The sequence below is a fragment of the Mesorhizobium sp. M0159 genome, assembly GCF_040322295.1.
GTDB lineage: Bacteria > Pseudomonadota > Alphaproteobacteria > Rhizobiales > Rhizobiaceae > Mesorhizobium.
Window position 1 is genome coordinate 1 of record NZ_JAMYTF010000077.1, and the last position, 18,277, is coordinate 18,277.

The following is an 18,277-nucleotide window of genomic DNA, read 5'->3' on the forward strand; positions in this document are numbered from 1 at the left end:
CAGCATTTCCTCGACATCGCGCAGGCTCAGATTGAAGCGGAAGTAGAGCCAGACAGCACAGGCCACGATTTCGATCGGATAGCGGTGGTTCTTGCAGTCGGTGCACTCACGGTCATGGGGCGTGCTGCAACCTTGACAACACCGAGTTCCATCTTGATTGTGGCCGCGCACTTGGTGAGGCAAAAACCAACGCGCCCTGTCATTGGTTTTCGTGCACGACCAGGGCGCCTGCGGCCGCCACTTTCACGTGTTCAACTCGTCGACGACGTGACTCCCGAGTGTCTGGCTGCGTCGCCGACACTTCGATCTCGGGTCGCCGCGTGGCGCGCGAGCTAATCGCCTCCCAGATCATCGTCGCAATTGATGTAACCAAGGTGCCGCGCATAGCTCGATGTGCGCCTGCTACAGATGCTTGGGTCGGCGGGTAGTGGGCGTTCGAGGGATGGCCATCACAGCACAGAGTCGCGCCGCGAAGCCATCCTCGTAGAGGTATCAGCCCCCTTGTTTGTCGTAGTCCGTTACGTGTCCGCGCAGGATGCCTTCGGCGTCCAAGTAGATGAACGTCATTGTTAGGACTTTCCCCATCGGGGGATATCCGGAGCGTTCCCGCCCCTATGATCTTACCCGCCATTCTCGCCGTACACACAAGTGTGTTGGCGTCGACCTGCTCATTGGACATCTCGTCCATCAAAGGATGTCCTATGTTGTGGTAGTATTTTCCGTCTCCTTTATACGTTATTTGCTCCACGAACGGTGTTCCGTCGGACTTGACTGCCCTGACTGTGAAGTTAATTCCCTCTGGCCCCTCCGTATACGTTCGCGTTACCGACTTGAAACTCATTGGCGGCGGCCGTTGATGACCTTTGACTTGGCCATTTCCCAGGTGCCGATGACGGGGCCTATTGCTTTCATGGTGCCTCTGCTGCTCATTTTCATGGCGTCCCGCTGCTTAGGAATGCCACATGTCCAGGCTGTGTCACAGCCGCATGATGTTTGTAAGGGCCTATCCACGCGAGACGCAGGAGATGGTGTTCGACGCCCCCACGACCGCGCCTTCGCCTTCTTCGGCGGAGCCTGCACACGCGGCATCTACGACAACATGAAGACGGCGGTGGAGACGGTGTTTGTCGGCAAGGACCGACAATACAATCGCCGTTTCCTGCAGATGTGCAGCCACTATCTCGTGCAGCCGATCGCCTGCACGCCGGCGTCGGGCTGGGAGAAGGGGCAGGTCGAGAATCAGGTGGGGCTGGTGCGCGAGCGCTTCTTCACACCGCGGCTGCGCTTCAAGACCTATGAGGAGCTGAACGCCTGGCTCCTCGACAAGTGCGTCGCCTGGGGCCAAGGCGCACCGTCACGTCGATCAACCGGAGCGCACGATCCGGGAGATGTTCGAGGACGAGCGCGGCAAGCTGGTCGACTATCGCGGTCCCTTCGACGGGTTCCACACGGTGCCCGCCTCGGTGTCGAAGACCTGCACGGTGCGCTTCGACAACAACAAATACTCGGTGCTGTCGACCGCCGTCGGCCGTCCGGTCGAGATCCACGCCTATGCAGACCGCATCGTCATTCGTCAGGACGGCGTGCTCGTTGCCGAGCATGCCCGTTCCTTCGGCCGCGGTAAGACGATCTACGATCCCTGGCACTACGTGCCGGTGCTCGCCCGCAAGCCCGGTGCCCTGCGTAATGATACGCCGTTCCAGGGCTGGGTCTTGCCATCGGCCATGGAGCGGGTACGGCGCAGGCTGAAGGCCGCCGATGACGGCGACCTTCAGATGGTGGCGATCCTGGCCGCCGTTCTCAGCGACGGGCTCGATGCCGTCGAGGCGGCCTGCCGGGAGACGCTCGACCAGAACGTCTGCGCATCCGCCGTCATCCTCAACATCCTGGCGCGGCGGCGCGGTCCGGCGCCGGCCGTCACCATTCTCACCCCGGACGCGCTCGCCTGCAGCACGAGCCGCAGGCCGACTGCGCCCGCTATGACAGCCTCAGGAGGGCAAGCTGATGGAACGCACGCACGTTCTGGAACTGATGGGGACGATGCGCAGCGCCTATGACGAGGTGATGGCGACCGGCATCAAGCGTCAGCACGAGCCGCCGAGGATTGTCGGTGCTCGGCCGAGATATCCGAGAAGCAGGCCCGCTCGATCAAATACCAGCTCACCGCCGCCAAGCTGCCGCTCGCCAAGGATATCGACGAGTTCGACTTCGACGGCACTCCGGTCAACGAAGCGCTGATCCGCACTCGCCGGCGGCACTTTCGTTGCCGACCAGCGCAACGCCGTGCTGATCGGCGGCACCGATCCCGCGTCATAATGCACACCTCGCCATGTCATTGAAAAAGCATCGGCTGTTGATCTTGCCCTTGCGATAATGGGCGTCGCATGCCGCTGTTGGCATAGTGCTGGATGTCGGGACGCACGAGATCCTCACCGCGAATGACCCAAGGCGTGCCCTTGAAGTATTGCTCGGCCGGCAGATAACCGGCGCGGATCATGCGAAGCACCGTCATTGCCCGCACGCCCAGCTTCTCTGCCGCTTCCTGCAAAGTGTACTCGCCGCGCGCCGCGCGCTCGCCGTGTCTGTAGACGGCAATGTTGTGTTGGCTACGGAAGGTGCAGACGCGCGACTGCGTCCATCCGTTTTGCCGGCCGGTGGTCTTGCCGAGTCGATTGAGAAGGGCCGCAATCGCCTGGTCGGCTGTGGAGTGGCGAATATAGACATAGGCACCCCGCGCCAGATGCTCAGGCGTGATCTTCATGATCTGCCTCCCTGGCCTTCTTCGCCGCTTCCCTGAGCAGGCTCAATGGCAGGAGGCGCTGACGGATGTCGCTCGGAAGTTCCCGTGGCGCGGTCTGCGCCGCAAACAGATCCGATTGGGCGGAAATAGGCTGCCTTTGCTGCATAGCTCTCTCCTCCACGGCGTGAGTCACCGTCGAGCAAGCTTAAACAGGTGTCGATCTCGCGACGCAGATCGCGCAGGCAGGAAAGGGAAAGGCGTGGCTCCTCGACGAGCGTCATCGCCGCCGCGGGCTCTTCGGTCATCCAGATCGGCACCAGCGCCAAGCTGCCATCCGGCTGCCGGCCCACATAGGCCGGCTCGCCGCAATAGCGCTGCCGTCCGACAACGACCGCCTCCTCGCCAGAGCGCGGATGAAAGGCGTAGCGAATGTTCCGTGTTCCGTTGTCTTGCTGATAACGGGCATTATGAGCCCGGTCTGCCCGGAACCGGCAAGTCGCATCTCGCTATTGGCATCGCCCGTGCTCTTATCCGCAACGGCTCGCGTGGCCGCTTCTACAACGTCATCGATCTGGTCAATCGGCTGGAAACCGAGCACAGGGCCGGAAAGCAGGGCCGCATCGCCGATTACCTGACCCGGCTCGACTTCATCGTGCTCGATGAGCTCGGCTATCTGCCGTTCGCGCAAGCCGGCGGGCAGTTTCTCTTCCACCTGATCAGCAGGCTCTACGAACGCACCTCGATCATTGTCACTACCAATCTGGCGTTCGGAGAATGGCCGTCTGACGACCGCGCTGCTCGACCGTCTCACTCACCACTGCGAGATCATCTAGACCGGAAACGAATCCTGGCGCTTCAAGAACCGCGCCTGATCATCCCACCAGGCCGATCCGCACTCGCCGGCCTGCGCAAACCTGACCAGCTCCGCCCGGCGAGCGCTAACCGTCGTGCATGAAGGCGGTCCCGTTTTCACGCCGATCCAGGGTCCCCATGTCGTGAGAGCCCAATGCTGCGCTCGAAACTCGCATTTGCGATCGGGTGCCCGAAGCGGGTGTTACATCCTGCAGCAGCGCCGCCAACGCACGTAGTGCAGCAATATCGACATGGGGAGCGGCGCCAACCTGCCAGGCGGCACTAGCCGCCCTATCAAACATCCAGGCTGGAATCTCCAGCCACCGATCGGATCCCCGACCAGAGAGGCTGCAACGGAAAACCTCTCTACCAGCCTTCTCGACCACCTCATGAATATGGGCCAGGCTCCCGGCCAAGGATGCCACGGGTAAAAAACCTCGTGCTCCACGATCCCCTGGGCGTTCTGCCGTCGTATTATACAACGAGGTGCACCCGCATGGGGCGATCGGGCACAAGGCCGCGATCTCTTTGCTCTATCACGACGGCGCCCCCAGCCCGCCATCGTGAGAAAGCCGGGAAACGCTACCTTCCGGCGGTCCAGAGAATGGTATCGGAGCAACGAAACCCAGGACTCTCCCTCGAACCGGAGGAGACTGGGATCTCAGGTCACGACTACCACGCTTGGTAGGTTCGTTGTTGTCGGTTCTCGGGTACTAGCAGATATTACCAGATAAGGGAGGCGTCTTTTTCGGAAGCAGGCGCGGGGAATAGGCGGCAAGCGATGCTTGGAACCTTTTGCTAGAGCCTTCAACAAGCCAGAGAGGGTGTCGCAACGACCTTATCTCGGGAAGCCGGGAAGTCGAGCGTGAGGATCGCTGCCCTGTGGCGCCGATGAACTCGGCCCCGGCTGAACTTATAGTCCGGTTGAATGGAGATGTGGTATGCGACGCAATGAGGAAATGAAGCTGGGACTGTATCTTACTCGGGCCGGATATCACGAAAGTGCATGGCGCGACCTAAGCGTGCCAACGGATCGCGGACTTGATATTGATCAATATACTCATCTGGCAGCGCTCGCCGAAGGTGCGGCGTTTCATTTCGTATTTCTCGCCGATCATCAAGGCATAATAAGCGATCATACAGCCGTTGCTCGTGCAAGTGGTAACGATGACTTCGAGCCAATCACACTGTTGTCAGCGCTCTCATCGAGAACACACGACATCGGCCTGGTCGCGACAGCGACTGCGACGTACTACCAACCCTATCATCTCGCGCGTATGTTTGCTTCACTTGATCACTTATCCCGGGGGCGCGCGGCATGGAACATTGTCACGTCGGCGAGTAATTTCGAAGCGCTAAATTTTGGTGAAAAAGAACTTCCGGATCACGACACACGGTACGCCCGAGCGCGGGAATTCGTAGAAGTTGCTAAGGGTCTTTGGGACACGTGGCAAGACGACGCTTTCATTCGCGACAAGCACACCGGCATTTACGCCGATCTAGCAAAGCTTCATTTGCTAGACCACCGAGGGAACCACTTTTCTGTCAGAGGCCCATTGAACATCGGGAGGCCGCCGCAAGGCTATCCCGTTTTGGTTCAGGCTGGCGCATCCGATGCCGGGATTGCGTTTGCTGCAGAAGTTGGCGAGGTCGTGTTCACCGCCGAACCGTCTTTAGAGAACGGCAAACAATATTACAAGACTCTTAAAGAGAAGACGCGCGCACTTGGACGAGAGGAAAATCAGGTTCTCGTTATGCCTGGCATCGTCCCGATCGTTGGGACGACCAAGCAAGAAGCCTCTGAAAAGCTCAAAAAACTACAATCGGATACGCACATTGACGTGCTAATTGGACAGGCCCAACTTTGGCTGGGGTCTGTCATCGATCTGCGTTCAGTAAATCTTGACGCATTGGTCCCTGATAAATTGCCGCCGACCAATTTCATCCAAAGCCGCCAGAAACTGCTAGTAGACTTGGCCGCGCGCCAGAAATTCACCTGGAGACAACTAATCCGCTTGGTTTCGGACAGCCGTGGTCATCTGATGGTTGTTGGAACTCCGGATGACATTGCTAACACCATGGTCGATGCATTTGATCAACATGCGGCTGACGGATTCAACGTATTGCCGGCGACTGCTCCTAGCGGACTCAAGGATTTTGTTGAGCTCGTCATTCCCGAATTGCGCCAACGAGGAAAATTCAGGTCCAAATACTCTGGACAGACCCTAAGAGAGAACCTCGGTCTCAAGCGGCCAGCCAATCGATTCACGCAGGCAAGTGTAAGAGCTCTATCGCAAACATAATCGATAACCGTTCTGTATGTCATCGCGCTTCCGCAGGCTTGGGGTCTATCGTTTCTTTCGATGCGTAAAAAGCGGATCGGTTAATTGGTTTTCACCGTTTCATCATGACAATGAGCCGGATCGATTTAATCGTGAACGTTGAGTCAAGCACTTCTATGGTTTCTTGAGATGCGTATATCGAGCGGAGTGTTCATTCGCACCGGATCGGTCGGATTACAGCCGATGGAAGAACCATGCTGGTCGTGAACTTCAAATCTTGCGAGGCGAGCGGTAGGACAGCGGAGTTCTGCTCCGCAGAGCACACCTCAGTCTTTCAATCAGTTCAGGGACATTTCTAGTCTAAATGCCGGCTCGGTGGAAGCTCCGTAGCGAAAGCGGCTGCCGCTGACTCGACACTCGGCGATGCGGAGGGCCTAGACCCAAGAGTGACGACAAGTGGCAAGTTACCAGCCAGCAAGATTGTTCGTGCGCGAGAACTAAAGGAGACACTATATGCAGCTTATACTAGAGCGCTTGGCCGCTAAGATAAAGCACGCCGACATCGATAAGCAGTCCTCCCAACGGCCCCGTATGGAACATGTATCTGATCCTGACCTTTATGGCGAAATCTTGCCGGGTACTCCCGGAGATGATGTTCATCAGTTTACCGGCCAGCTTGATGCAATGTTCCCAGACGGGGGTGGTCCAACAAAAGAGATCAACCAACGGCAAAACTCGGAAAGTCGCCTGCTCTGGAGCGACGTATGTGATACTCACCATAAGGCCAAAATAAAGTCCCATGATATTAATAGTATTTTGGACGACTTTGGGGACTCCTTGACGGTACTCTCACTTGACTGTTTCGATACATTGCTATGGCGCAAGACAGCGACACCTAGAGACGTTTTCGCAGTGCTGGCCGATAGTCCCGTCGCGCGAAGATTAGGGGTAACTCCTCACCAACGAATTAGCGCTGCTGCGCGTGCCTATCGAGCGAAGCTTTTAGAGAACGGATCCGGGGAGATCGATATCGGTGATATTTATCGGTTTTTTACATCGCTTTCAGGTGAGGAACGGGAGCTATTGGCCGAGGCGGAAATCCGGACCGAAATGAATGTTTGCTTCGCATTCTCACCGTACGTAGAACTGATCAGGCTGGCGCACGCCCGTGGTATCAAAATTATCGTCGTGAGCGATACGCATTTGCGCGAACACGAGTTAAGGCGCCTCTTGGCTCGGCATTTGCCTGCAGACGTTATGCAGGCAATCAGCAAGATTTACTGCTCAGTCGATTATGGGACGTCGAAGAGCCATGCCCTTTTTCAGATTGTAATCAAAGAGTGTGGCGTGCCTGCATCGCAACTAATTCACATCGGAGATAATGACGTAGCCGATGCGCAAGCGCCGCGGAAATTGGGCATGCGTGCGCTGCATTTCCTGCCGTTTGATCATGAGGTCGCAGACTTCTTGCGTCTACAGCATGCAGCATCTTCGTTGATTGTACTCGAACAAGCGGCACCGAAAGCAGTTGTTCAGCCATGCTATAGTCCATTTCGACCACTTTTTTCTGTAGCAAACCTGCGGCCGTACGCGCCGGAGACAGTGATCGGCTACATGTCGTTTGGCCCGGTGCTATACGCCTATGCCCGTTTTCTTATGGACGAGGTGGAGGCACTACAACAGCAGGGCAAGCGAGTAAGAGTCTTCTTTTTGCTGCGTGATGCTTATCTGCTTTCAGCTGCGTGTGAAGCCTATGCGCGCAAACCCGTCGGCAAACTGGTACGGATCCGCAAATTCGTTGCTGTTGCGGCCTCTTTCAAAACCCGTGCCGATGTCGATTATTACATCAGCGGGATCGAGCCCGAATATGACAACCTTCATGCCACTGCAAAGCAGCTTTTGCTTCCGCCTGAAGTGAGGGAATTGTTAATACGGATCGCCCATCAATCTGACGATCCAAAAACGGCGTTCCATCAGTTGCTCCACGACGACGATGTGCTGGAGTTGATATTCAAGAACTCCTTTGCTTTGCGTACCCGCTTGATGCGCTATATGTCAAAGGAATTGGAGCTAGAGGACGGCGATACCATTATCTTGGCGGACATAGGCTATTACGGCAAAACGCTGGATTTTTTGATTCGCACCTTCGAAAAGGAATTGAACGTCGAGATCCTGGGCCGCTATTTGGTCGGCTCCGACGCACCTTACCGTCCAGTGAATAGCAAAGCACTCATTACGACACCCTTTTGGAATTACAATCTATTTGAGCAATGCTGCGTCCTAAAGGAAGGAGCGGTTGTGGACTATGATTCGGACGGCGAGCCAGTTATTGGTGAGACCAAACTTGGTGAGAAGCAGTACGCGAAGGTCGCCAATATTCAAGCTGAATGCTTGCGGTTTATCCAAGATGCGAGGACGTTTTTTACGAGGTCTGGCGTGACGCACGAGTATTCTATTCTGCAGCAGGCCGCCCATGCAGCTCTATTCCGTCATGTCTACATGCCTATGGAAGCGGAGTTGGAATATTTCAAGGATTTCCAGCATGACAAGTTTATGGGGCCAGACCGCAAGAAGACGATCTATGATCTAGAAAGTGCTTGGAAGAATGTAAGGTGCCTGCCCTCACCTTATCGGCTTGGCGCATATGGAACGCGCAGCCTGGGGCTTGACTTCACTTTCAGCGCTTTAGTACAACAAAGGTTTCAACTTGATCTTGGCCCTGAAGATATGAGTGTGCGTTTTTCACCTTTGAAAGTCTCAATGGTGGGGGGGGCACACGAGTCCAAGGTCTTCTTGCTTAGAGCAAACCATCTGCATGACGGATATTTTTCGATTATACTGCCATATGTAAGCGGGGTCAGTGTGAAAATGCTCTTGGGGGAGAACTACGAGTGGTTGCAAATCGAAGGTTTACAGCTTTTGAATAAAGCAAGAAGCGTTTGTACGAGTGTGTCGAGCTCTCTCGATCTGGAAGAAATCAACCGGGAGGGAGAGATCTACCGGTGCCTGTCACAGGCAAGTGTCGCGACAATTCGCCCCGTTGATTTGCAACAGTTCAAAACGCCTCATTATTATCGCATGATCTTTCGCCCCTTGGTTTCGAGGGCGCCTGATCCGACGCGGAGGCTAAGCGCCTCGCAATAAAGGAGGAAAATTCATGCCGCGCAGCGGTGATTCACTGGCTCTAGCTAAGCTAGACGCCCCCCGCACAGATCCACGCGGGCGGCTTTCCCTCACGTGGCTCCTACCTTGGGTGACTGACGGCGAAGCGGACGCTCGGCCATGGATGAAGGTTGCAAGGCTTGGGAAGGTGGTCGTTGGCTAGCTCTGCGATCCGTTCCCACGTTGCATCGTCCTTCTGGCTACGCCGCCGTAGCGATCGTCGCCAGAGGTCGATCACGCGATACCTGAACGCCGTGAGCGCCCGAATATTCGTTGGAACCGCAAAGTAGCCGAAGTGTCCTTTTACGAGTTGCTCCAGCCATTCCGCCTGTTTGGGGATCGGCCAATGCATGCGCCGCCGTAGCTCCACCTTGATGTCCTTGAGCTTCGCCCGCATGCGGTCGCCTAGGGTCTTCCGTTTAAGTTGGAAGCGCCCCTTGCGCGATTTCTCGCAGATAAGGTAAAGCCCAGGAATGGAAAGGTTTCCGGTTTGCCGAGCCCGCGTCGCTTGCGGTCGACCGCCGCAAAGCGGCCGAACTCAATAAGGCGGGTCTTGTCCGGATGAAGCGACAGCGCAAACTCCTCAAGCCTCGCGCGCATCGCATCGAGGAAGCGACGGACGTCGTCCTCGTGCTCGAAACCAACGATTACATCATCGGCATAACGCACGATGATTTATATCGCCGGTGGCCTCACGCTGTCGCCAGCGCTCCGCCCACAGGTCGAAGACGAAGTGCAGGTAGATATTGGCCAGAAGCGGCGAAATCACAGACCCTTGACCCGTTCCCCTGTCATCCACCGTCACGATCCCGTCTTCGAGGATGCCCGCCTTCAGCCATTTCCAGATCAGGCGGATGGTGCGCTTGTCGCCGATCCTGTGTTCCAGGAAGCGTACGAGCCAATCGTGGCTGACGCTCCCGAAAAGTTCTGGATGTCGGCGTCCAAAATCCAGTTCACCTTCCGCTTATCGATCGCCACGCACAGGGCGTCCAACGCATCATGCGGTCCTCGTCCGGGCCGAAACCCGTAGGAGAAACCGCAGAAGTCACCTTCGTAGATGGCGTTGAGCACCATGACCGTTGCACCCTGGACGACCTTGTCTTCCAGAGCGGCAATCGCCAGCGGCCGCTGCTTTCCATCCGCCTTCGGTATGTACGTCCGGCGAGACGGTTGCGGTCGGTACGCCCCACTGTGGACCCGTTTGTCCAAGTCCCTAAGCCGAGGCTCAAGGTCTGCCTCGTAGTCCTGCCACGTCATGCCATCCACCCCGGGAGCGGCCTTGCGCTTGAGCGCGTAGAACGCCGTCCGAAGCATGTCGACATTGATATGGTGTAAGAGCACGGTGAACTGATCCTTCTTCCTTTGCCTTGCGGCTTTGCGTACGCGGTCCAGCGCCTGGGTCACGCGAGCCCGGTCCTGTGCCCGGTGCGTGCTTTGCTGGCCCACGTTCCCCTTGGTCTCTGGCCTTGGCTCCACCGGCTCCGCCACCGGTCGCCCGGTTTTGTTCGTCGGCTTCACAGCTACTATGCCAGAGTCAGACTTCTCCTGTCCGTTCATCTTCGGCTACGGCTCCTCGCGTTCCCGATGCGGACCGGCATGGCGAACGCCACGCGGCCAGACAAGAGATCTCCCAGGTTCCCACGCGTTCCTTTCATGCGTGATGTGGCCCTAGACCCCGGCAGGGCGAAGGTGCCTCGCTTGTCGGCTCCGCACATGTTGCCTTCGACGGATGAGAACGTCTCGGCCCCTGCAATCTTATCACTATCGTGGCTCACTCCCACACATGATTGCTGTGTACGCTTCGCCGTGGTCGTCACCTCCCACGCCGCAACACTTGCTACCGGGCGGGCGCTACCCCTTACCCGGACCGGACTCGCACCGGCTGGAACGCGCCAGCTTGGCCTGGCGCACCTCACCTTGATTGTCGCCGCGCAGAGGCGTCACGGATGCGAGACAAGACCGGCAGCAGCGAAGCCGCTTGGCAGGAGGAAGAGCTTTCTGCGGCGGCCCGTCCGACAAGCGTCTGGCCCGTTGGCTGAACGGTTGCTGGATCAGATGTCAGCTGCGCCGGGCAAGCCAATCCCGGCGGCCTGCGGCGACTGGGCGGCGGCGAAGGCGGCCTACCGCTTCTTTGACAACCCGCGTGTGACCGAACATAGCGTTCTCGCCGGCCATTTCGCCGCGACCGCGGCGCGCGTTGCGGCGAGCGAAGGTCCGATCCTTATCCTGCAGGACACGACCGAATTTATCTACAGCCGCGCGCAGCCGGGCAAAATCGGTTTCACCAAAACCATCAACGCCGGGCGCTACAAGGCCGGGCAGCCCAACGTGCTGACCTTGTGCGGGGTGCTGATGCATTCGAGCCTGGCCGTCACCCCCAGCGGCACACCATTCCACCATTCGGTTTGGCGGCGGCGAAGTTCTGGACACGAACGAAGTTCAAGGGAACGCTCGCGCTCAAGCGGCACATCAATCCCACGCGCGTGCCGATCAAGACGAAGGAGAGCTACCGCTGGCTGGAGAACCTGCGCCAGTCCATCGCGCTCGTTGGGGCGCCGGAGCGCTGCGTGCATGTGGGTGACCGGGAGAGCGACGTCTACGAGCTCTATTGCACCGGCGCAGGACCTTGGTACCAGCTTCCTCGTGCGGGTGCAGACGAACAGGCTGGCCGAGCGGCCTGCCGATGCTGCCCCACACGATCCTGATCATCGCGTCTTTGCCCAACTTGCGGCGGCGCCTTGGCGGGACGTCATCGCATTACGGTCGATCAGGACGAGACGACCTGGCTGCAAGTGAAGTTCGCCGCCATCAATACCTTGCCGCCGGTGGGCAAGCAGAAGCGCTACAGTTCGCAGGTTCTGACTTACATCCACGCCCTCGAAGAGAGTCCGCCGCCCGGCCGCGAGCCGGTCGACTGGAAACTGGTGACCAACTTGCCGGTCGAAGATCTTTCCGCGGCGGTTGAGAAGCTCGGCTGGTACGCCCTGCGCTGGAAGGCGGAGGTGTTCCACAAGGTCATGAAGTCCGGCTGCCGTGCCGAGGAGACGAGGCTCGAGACCGCCGAGAGGCTGGCGAAGTTCCTCGCTCTCATCGCGGTGGTCGGCTGGCGCATATTCTTCGTCACTATGTCGGCGCGCGCCAAGCCAGACGCCGCGCCAGACAGCGTTCTCACCTTCGCCGAGATCACTGCGCTCAACCAGATCGACGCGTCCCGAACGCGACCACGCCTCCAACGGCCCACGCCCGCCGCCTACCTGCTGCAAATCGCCATGCTTGGCGGCTATCTCGCCCGCAAATATGATCCGCCTCCTCCCGGCAACATGGTCGTCTGGCGCGGCATGACCCGCTTGCACGACATCGCCTTCGGCATCTCCATTGGATCAAGCCGACGATGTGGGTAATCGGAAGCTTCACCGGATGGGTACCGTCATACCGACTTGAATGCAGTCTTGGCATCCTGGCCGCGCCCGTGGGCGACATCGGATTCGGTCACCGGCCGCGTGCAACGAGGCGACGGAATGGTCCAATTCCGCGACAAACTCGAAAAGCCTTGATGAAAAGTGCCACCGCGCCGAAGCACAGTGTCGGCACTTCTTCGATCCGCGCTCGCAATTATAGGAGCGGCAATGAGTTTAGCTTGACGGCGTAAACCGCGGCTGCTGGGGCGCGCAGGCTATCGTGTTATCGCAGTAGCTCACGAAATACCGCCTCTAACTGTCTATTCCGCGTTTATACCGCAACTGAAAGCACCTTCTTTCATTATACCGATATGACTAAGCTGGACTTGACTTGATCCATCGAGACCATGGTCTTCAAGGCCTTTATTTCGGCGTTTTCGTATAAAAACCGCCGTGTGAACTGTTCGTAGTCCTCCAAATCTCTGGCTGTAACAACAAGCATGAAGTCTGCCTCTCCTGTAATATAATAGCCGATCATCACCTCGTGGGTATTGCGAATCGTTGTCTTAAAGCGGTCGACAATGTCTGCACGCTCCCGCTTCAATGACACCAGAACAATCATGGTTACTGCTCGTCCAATCGCCTTCGGAGAGATGATAGAAACATCCGCTTCAATCACGCGCTCGTTCCGCAAACGCTTGAGTCTACGCTGACATGCGGTTGGGGATAAACCAACCTTTTTAGCAAGCTCTTTGGAAGTCAGCCGGTTGTTTTTCTGCACAGCATTAAGGAGCAACGCGTCTACCCAGTTAAGGTCCATGTGTGTTCCCTGCGAAGTTGGTGGCGTTTTGAAATTGCCCCCATTACCGCGTTGCGACAACATTTGCGGATCAAAGAGGCAGTAATGGGCTCAATCAACTGGCGCGCCAACATCGAGGCCGCGGAGAACGCGAGCCGCGTCTTTCTCAAGCAGATGCCAGACATCGCGGCGCCGAACGGTTTTTCAGCCAACATAAAAAAAGCGGAGAACACCTGATGAGGATACTACCAACGTACATAGGTGTCCGAGATCTGTCCGATAGGGTAGATGACGGCTTTGGCGACGTTCGCCCTAACCCAGGACTCCCTTCCAATCGCCCACTCGCGTCGAACTCCAGACTTGGCTCACCGAATCAGGTTCAATCACGCCCGCAGGATTGTCTGGCGACGCACGCGGAGGACACGATTCTACAAATCAATAATCCCGAAACTCATGGCTTTTATGGCGGCAGCAGTTCTACTTGACGAATCTAACTTCCGCATTACGTTTTTAACGTGGAAGTCTACGGTATTTTTAGACACGCCCAGGATGCGACCAATGTCCCAAGACGATTTTCCTCGTGCGACCCAGAGAATGCACTCCTTCTCTCTGCGTGATAGGTCAGGAATCTGGTTGGTTAAATTGGAACGATTGAAGATCTCAGCTTTAATATGAAAAAATAGCGCTGCCGTATGAAAATAATTTACCGTTCTACTTGCGATAATCTTGTCATAAGGTCGAGTGAAGCTCACTATGGCTAGTTTGGCACCAGGCCCGTGCAGTGGAACACTAACGCCGGTCATCAGGCCGAACGCCGCAGCGTCATCAAAAAAGCGTCGCTCGACTTGAGAGACGCCCGAATCACTGCACGGGTCACGCCATCGAAAGGGTGCCACATGCTTTCGGCTTTTCTTTATAATGGGATCTATTGCGTCATAGCCCGCCTGGAAATAGCGCTCCCGCCAGCCGTCAGGATAGTTCACAAACTCCCGTTGCCAAGATAGCTCCGGGTCCGAACCCGTGTCGCAGCTTAAAATTGGATGATAGGCGACCCAAGGGAATTTCGCTGCACGAGAGAAAACAGATAGCAGTCTGAATAGATGCTCAGCATCTGGAACACTATCGGCGTCGTCTATAAAGCGGCCGAACTCAAGAGGCAACGCTTCCATACTAGCCGCCTGAAGATCGTCGGAAACCGCGCATGCTGACCCTTGAAGAGAAACTGCCAGGCGTCTCGTCAATCTCCCTGTTAGCGAGCATACTGGGACAGCTTCCCACCTCAGCGCTCGAGTACGGAGTTGCCGCGACCTCTCCAGTCTTGCAAAAGTCGCGCCGACCGCAAAAACAATAGGTCGGAACTGCTTTTCCTTGTGATGTCAACATTTTACAAGAATGGCTTGGTTCTGGTAGGTGTGTTGATGTTGTCATGCACACGACAAATCGGCAGATACACTCCGGCCAAGTGGAGTTCCTGAAACTGCCGGAGGCCGAAGTGTCCGGCTCCATTCGGGAGGCAGGCTAATTGTGGAAGGCGCTGCCCCAGCAATCACGGATGGTTTCCAGATCGTCGGGGCCGTGCGCAGAGCGTTGGGCCGAGTGCCCGATTCGGCGTGAAACGAATCGAAAGGCCGCGCTTGATCGTGGTCGAGTAGCTCAGCCATTCGGCTTTCGCCCTCACAGATCCGGGAGGGCGGATTTCCCGCATCAAATATGCTCGAGCACATTTTGAAGAGCGTTTTTAGCTTAGCGTCGCGCAGAAAGGCGGGTGGCGAGAGCGTACTGAGGCCGATTGCGGCGGTGAGCTAATCTAAAAACGTGTTGGACTAAGCCGCCGGCACGGGTGGCCGCTATGGGTGTTCAAATCGAGGCGGTGCCCATGAACAGGCGTCGTGTGGTTTGGGGATGCCGTTACGGAAGCCGCGATTGCAAGGGTCGCGTGCGCCGAAGCGGCACGGATATGGGTTGCGGCAAAGTGAGGACCGGTGTCGCGCCCTGCCGACAGAGGCAGCCGGGGGTGACGGCGCGCAGCTTCGCGGGACCGGCTCGGTTGTCGGGCCGAACGGCTCGTGCGATGCGGTGACGGCGAAAGCGGAGCGGTTCTTTCATGATGTATCCCAGCATGGCGGGGGTCCAGTGGCGCCGTCGAAGATTTCGAGATCATCTTGCCTTGACGACAGGCCGAGCATTGCCTGAGGCAATGACCGGTGAGATCCTCGTAGCGGTCGCGGTAGTTCCTTTCGGATGAGCCATCCGACGGCTCGGGAACCGGCATGCCGAGCAGGTCGCGGAGTGGGCGAGCATTTGCGCGCGGCACGATTGCCGAGAAAGCCGTAGTAGCGGATGCGATGGAAGCCCTCGGGCAGGACGTGCAACAACAAGCGGCGAATGAACTCGTCGGCCGCAACGGTCATGACCTTTTGCCGACTGCCGTGCCGGTAGTCCTTCCAGCGGAAACGAACGGCGTTGTCCTCGATGTCGATGACACGGTTGTTGAGATGGCAAGGCGGTGCGTATAGCGCTCGACATAGTCGAGCACCTGGGCAGGTCCGGCGAAGGGCTACCTGCGTGCGCATTTCAGGCGATCGTGAGCACGGATTTCACCGCATCGTGAGCACGGATTTCACGGGATCATGAGCAACGATTTCAGATGATCGTGAGCACCTTTTCGGAGGTGCGGGACCCTTCGGCCGACAACTCAGCCAGTCTACAGGATGCTCGTTCAAAAACGAGGAAGCCCGATGCCAACCCAGAGATTGTCGATGCGCCGGATCAGAGAAGTTTTACGTCTAAGGCATGTCCAGGCCCTGACCGAGCGCGCCATCGCGCACACGCTTGGGGTGAGCAATGGCGTCGTGCATGGTTATCTGCGGCGCGCCCGTCTTGCTGGGCTGAGCTGGCCGCTGCCTGAAGGGATGGATGACGAAGCCTCGAGCTGCTGCTCTTCCCGGCGCCGAAGGCGGCGTCGCAAAGCCCCAGCCGGCCGGTGCCCGGTTGGGCCTATGTGGAGAAGGAGTTACGCCGCCGCGGCGTAACGCGCGTGCTCCTGTGGGAGGAGTATCGCGCTGCCGACCTTGATAGCTTTGGCTATAGGTGGTTTTGCACGACCTTCGAGGCCTGGAAAGGGCGCGCGCGCCCGACGACGCGCCAGACGCACCTGGGCGGCGAGAAGGTGTTTGTCGATTTCGCTGGCACACCATCGACATCTTCGACCCCGTCACCGGCGAAGCGCACCCCATGAAGCTGTTCGTCGCGGCGATGGGCGCCTCGAACTACACCTACGCCGAGGCGTGCCCGAGCGAGAGCCTGTCCGACTGGATCGGCGTGCACACGAACCTTTTTGCCTATCTGGGCGGCGTGCCGAAGTTCGAAAGTTCGTGATCTGCGACAATCTCAAGGCCGCCGTCACCAACCCCGATCGCTCCGACCCCGGCCTCAACCGAACCTATGCCGGGATGGCAAGCCATTACGGCACCGCAGTGCTCGCGGCGAGGCCGAGACGCCCGAAGGATAAGGCAAAGGTCGAGGTCGCCGTGCAAATTGCCCAGCGCTGGGTCCTGGCGCGGCTGCGCAACCAGCGCTTCTTTTCCCTGGCGGAGCTGAACGTCGCCATCCACCTGCTCGTCGCCGAACTCAACGCCCGCCACATGCGCGGCTTCGGCTCCAGCCGCGCTGAACTCTTCGCCGAGATCGACAGGCCGAAGCTGGGAGAACTGCCGGACCAGCCATACCTCTTTGCGCGCTGGAAGCGTTGCCGCGTCCCGCCCGACTATCACGTGGAGGTCGACGGGCATTGGTACTCCACGCCCTACCGCCTCATTCGCGAGCTCGTCGATGTGCGCATCGCCGACAACACCGTCGAGGTCTTCCACAAGGGGCAGCGGATCGCCAGCCACGCCCGTGCGCCCAACCGGCGCGGCCATACGACCGTTGCCGATCACATGCCGAGCGCGTGAGCAGGTGTTTCACGCGATCATGAGCGGCCGCTTCGCCCGACCTGTTCATTGAGTCTGGTGTTTGCGGCTGCGTCAAGAGCATGGGCGCGAGCGTTGTGTTTTCGCATGCTTTCTCCGGTGAGTTGAAGGCGGTGAGCGTTGTGAAGGAGGCGATCCAGAATCGCATCACCGAGGGTGGGATCCGCGAATGCTTCATGATGCACCTTTCCTTGATCGCCTGGTCCGTTGCAGTCGGCGTTGAAGTTGATCGATCTGGTCGCTGGAAAGGCTGATCTGCCAAGGCTGGCCTTTCGTGCTTTGCCGACCGTGGACAAGGCCCTGGGCGAGGTAGTCGAAGATGGTTTGAGCCGTCACGCCGATTGCAGCGGCTGCGCCCTGTACAGAGTAGGTTCCATCAGGCCAGCGCGGCGGATTGGCTGCGACGCCGTTGATCTTGGCTGTTGTCGATGCCGGCTCAATACTCCCCAGAAGTGCCGTTTGAATCTTCCCCAATATAGCGCTGCCGCCGGTCTTCCGGAGCGCGCTCCGGGAGACCGGCGGCGCGTAATCGTTGATGCTTCTCCTGATGGTCGGGAGAGGGATTTCGGTGATCAAGATCGGGGAGATGATGATGATACTGGATTTGCATCGGCAGGGCCTGTCGGTGTCGGCGATCGCCAGGGAGAGCGGGATCGACCGCAAGACGGTGCGCAAAATACATTGAGCGCGGGCTCGAGGCCCCGGCCTACGGACCGCGCAAGCCGCGTCAGGCGGTGATCGATCCCTTCACGGCCTATCTTCGCGAACGCGTCACGCGATATCCCGGACTCACCGGCAGCCGGCTTTTCCGGGAACTGAAGGACCTCGGCTATGGCGGCGGCTACACGGCCGTTACCGACTTCCTGCGCGACGTCCGTCCTGCCGCGGCGGACGTGGATACGAGGTTCGCTTCGAGACCCCGCCCGGCGAGCAGGCGCAGGTCGACTTCGCCCAGTTCAATGTCGTCTTTACCGATGAGCCGACCACGCCGAGAATCGTCTGGCTATTCTCCATGGTGCTTGGCTTCAGTCGCCTTATCTGGGCACGCTTCGTCGTCCACCAGGATCTGCCGA

13 protein-coding genes and 8 pseudogenes are annotated in these 18,277 nt (G+C 58.1%); 10 read left to right on the forward strand and 11 right to left on the reverse strand.

Features of this window, described 5'->3' with window-relative positions; translation table 11 throughout:
• A pseudogene (locus NKJ32_RS35650) lies at nucleotides 1-75 on the reverse strand (IS6 family transposase); the annotation flags it as partial.
• Nucleotides 76-968: 893 nt separating this feature from the next.
• Between NKJ32_RS35650 and istA (NKJ32_RS33120) the strand changes: the two are divergent.
• Both istA (NKJ32_RS33120) and NKJ32_RS33125 read left to right on the forward strand, forming a co-directional pair.
• Nucleotides 969-2,057, forward strand: a pseudogene (gene istA, locus NKJ32_RS33120) (IS21 family transposase); the annotation flags it as partial.
• Nucleotides 2,005-2,301, forward strand: a pseudogene (locus tag NKJ32_RS33125) (ATP-binding protein); the annotation flags it as partial. The pseudogenes istA (NKJ32_RS33120) and NKJ32_RS33125, both read left to right, overlap by 53 nt.
• A gap of 31 nt (nucleotides 2,302-2,332) precedes the next feature.
• Here the strand turns inward: NKJ32_RS33125 and NKJ32_RS33130 are convergent.
• Together NKJ32_RS33130 and NKJ32_RS33135 are read right to left on the reverse strand one after the other, a co-directional pair.
• Nucleotides 2,333-2,761, reverse strand: coding sequence for a helix-turn-helix domain-containing protein (locus NKJ32_RS33130; RefSeq protein ID WP_352830141.1), 429 nt, complete (start codon nucleotides 2,759-2,761; stop codon nucleotides 2,333-2,335).
• Nucleotides 2,758-3,171, reverse strand: coding sequence for a DUF5372 family protein (locus NKJ32_RS33135; protein ID WP_502902726.1), 414 nt, complete (start codon nucleotides 3,169-3,171; stop codon nucleotides 2,758-2,760). The genes NKJ32_RS33130 and NKJ32_RS33135 overlap by 4 nt, the downstream gene beginning before the upstream one ends.
• 44 nt (nucleotides 3,172-3,215) lie before the next feature.
• Here NKJ32_RS33135 and NKJ32_RS33140 point away from each other — a divergent pair.
• From NKJ32_RS33140 to NKJ32_RS33150, 3 genes and pseudogenes are all read left to right on the forward strand, one after another.
• A pseudogene (locus tag NKJ32_RS33140) lies at nucleotides 3,216-3,573 on the forward strand (ATP-binding protein); the annotation flags it as partial.
• 960 nt (nucleotides 3,574-4,533) lie between these two features.
• Nucleotides 4,534-5,895: an LLM class flavin-dependent oxidoreductase gene (locus NKJ32_RS33145; protein WP_352830145.1), complete on the forward strand. Its 1,362-nt coding sequence runs from the start codon at nucleotides 4,534-4,536 to the stop codon at nucleotides 5,893-5,895.
• A gap of 492 nt (nucleotides 5,896-6,387) precedes the next feature.
• Entirely contained in the window at nucleotides 6,388-9,018 is a 2,631-nt protein-coding gene (locus tag NKJ32_RS33150) for an HAD family hydrolase (protein ID WP_352830147.1), read from the forward strand.
• Between the two features lie 100 nt (nucleotides 9,019-9,118).
• Here the strand turns inward: NKJ32_RS33150 and NKJ32_RS33155 are convergent, their stop codons facing one another.
• The 3 genes from NKJ32_RS33155 to NKJ32_RS35655 all read right to left on the reverse strand — a co-directional run bounded on the left by NKJ32_RS33155 (nucleotide 9,119) and on the right by NKJ32_RS35655 (nucleotide 10,440).
• A complete protein-coding gene (locus NKJ32_RS33155) occupies nucleotides 9,119-9,433 on the reverse strand; it encodes a retA reverse transcriptase (protein WP_352830149.1) in 315 nt (104 codons plus the stop codon).
• 8 nt (nucleotides 9,434-9,441) lie between these two features.
• Nucleotides 9,442-9,705 (reverse strand): reverse transcriptase domain-containing protein, encoded by a 264-nt coding sequence (locus NKJ32_RS33160; protein WP_352830151.1) that lies wholly within the window; start codon nucleotides 9,703-9,705, stop codon nucleotides 9,442-9,444.
• Nucleotides 9,706-9,882: 177 nt separating this feature from the next.
• Nucleotides 9,883-10,440, reverse strand: coding sequence for a hypothetical protein (locus NKJ32_RS35655; protein ID WP_502902725.1), 558 nt, complete (start codon nucleotides 10,438-10,440; stop codon nucleotides 9,883-9,885).
• Nucleotides 10,441-11,091: 651 nt separating this feature from the next.
• On the opposite strand from NKJ32_RS35655, the gene NKJ32_RS33170 reads away from it, so the two are divergent.
• Nucleotides 11,092-11,832, forward strand: a complete 741-nt coding sequence (locus NKJ32_RS33170; protein WP_352830162.1) for an IS4/Tn5 family transposase DNA-binding protein — start codon at nucleotides 11,092-11,094, stop codon at nucleotides 11,830-11,832.
• Entirely contained in the window at nucleotides 11,775-12,437 is a 663-nt protein-coding gene (locus tag NKJ32_RS33175; protein ID WP_352830153.1) for an IS4 family transposase, read from the forward strand. The genes NKJ32_RS33170 and NKJ32_RS33175 overlap by 58 nt, the downstream gene beginning before the upstream one ends.
• A gap of 358 nt (nucleotides 12,438-12,795) precedes the next feature.
• Here the strand turns inward: NKJ32_RS33175 and NKJ32_RS33180 are convergent, their stop codons facing one another.
• Nucleotides 12,796-13,254 (reverse strand): Lrp/AsnC family transcriptional regulator, encoded by a 459-nt coding sequence (locus tag NKJ32_RS33180; protein WP_352830155.1) that lies wholly within the window; start codon nucleotides 13,252-13,254, stop codon nucleotides 12,796-12,798.
• A 63-nt stretch (nucleotides 13,255-13,317) separates the two neighbouring features.
• Between NKJ32_RS33180 and NKJ32_RS33185 the strand changes: the two genes are divergently transcribed.
• Nucleotides 13,318-13,470, forward strand: a complete 153-nt coding sequence (locus tag NKJ32_RS33185; RefSeq protein ID WP_352830157.1) for a hypothetical protein — start codon at nucleotides 13,318-13,320, stop codon at nucleotides 13,468-13,470.
• A gap of 191 nt (nucleotides 13,471-13,661) precedes the next feature.
• On the opposite strand, the gene NKJ32_RS33190 is transcribed toward NKJ32_RS33185, so the two are convergent.
• Nucleotides 13,662-14,402, reverse strand: a complete 741-nt coding sequence (locus NKJ32_RS33190; RefSeq protein ID WP_352830158.1) for an autoinducer binding domain-containing protein — start codon at nucleotides 14,400-14,402, stop codon at nucleotides 13,662-13,664.
• Between the two features lie 1,107 nt (nucleotides 14,403-15,509).
• A pseudogene (locus NKJ32_RS33195) lies at nucleotides 15,510-15,790 on the reverse strand (transposase); the annotation flags it as partial.
• Between the two features lie 181 nt (nucleotides 15,791-15,971).
• Between NKJ32_RS33195 and istA (NKJ32_RS33200) the strand changes: the two are divergent.
• A pseudogene (gene istA, locus NKJ32_RS33200) lies at nucleotides 15,972-17,183 on the forward strand (IS21 family transposase); the annotation flags it as partial.
• A 20-nt stretch (nucleotides 17,184-17,203) separates the two neighbouring features.
• Here istA (NKJ32_RS33200) and NKJ32_RS33205 read toward each other — a convergent pair.
• Both NKJ32_RS33205 and NKJ32_RS33210 read right to left on the reverse strand, forming a co-directional pair.
• Nucleotides 17,204-17,383: pseudogene (locus NKJ32_RS33205) on the reverse strand (ATP-binding protein); the annotation flags it as partial.
• Entirely contained in the window at nucleotides 17,379-17,780 is a 402-nt protein-coding gene (locus tag NKJ32_RS33210) for a hypothetical protein (RefSeq protein WP_352830160.1), read from the reverse strand. The pseudogene NKJ32_RS33205 and the gene NKJ32_RS33210, both read right to left, overlap by 5 nt.
• On the opposite strand from NKJ32_RS33210, the pseudogene NKJ32_RS33215 reads away from it, so the two are divergent.
• Nucleotides 17,773-18,277 (forward strand): annotated as a pseudogene (locus tag NKJ32_RS33215) (helix-turn-helix domain-containing protein); the annotation flags it as partial. The gene NKJ32_RS33210 and the pseudogene NKJ32_RS33215 overlap by 8 nt on opposite strands.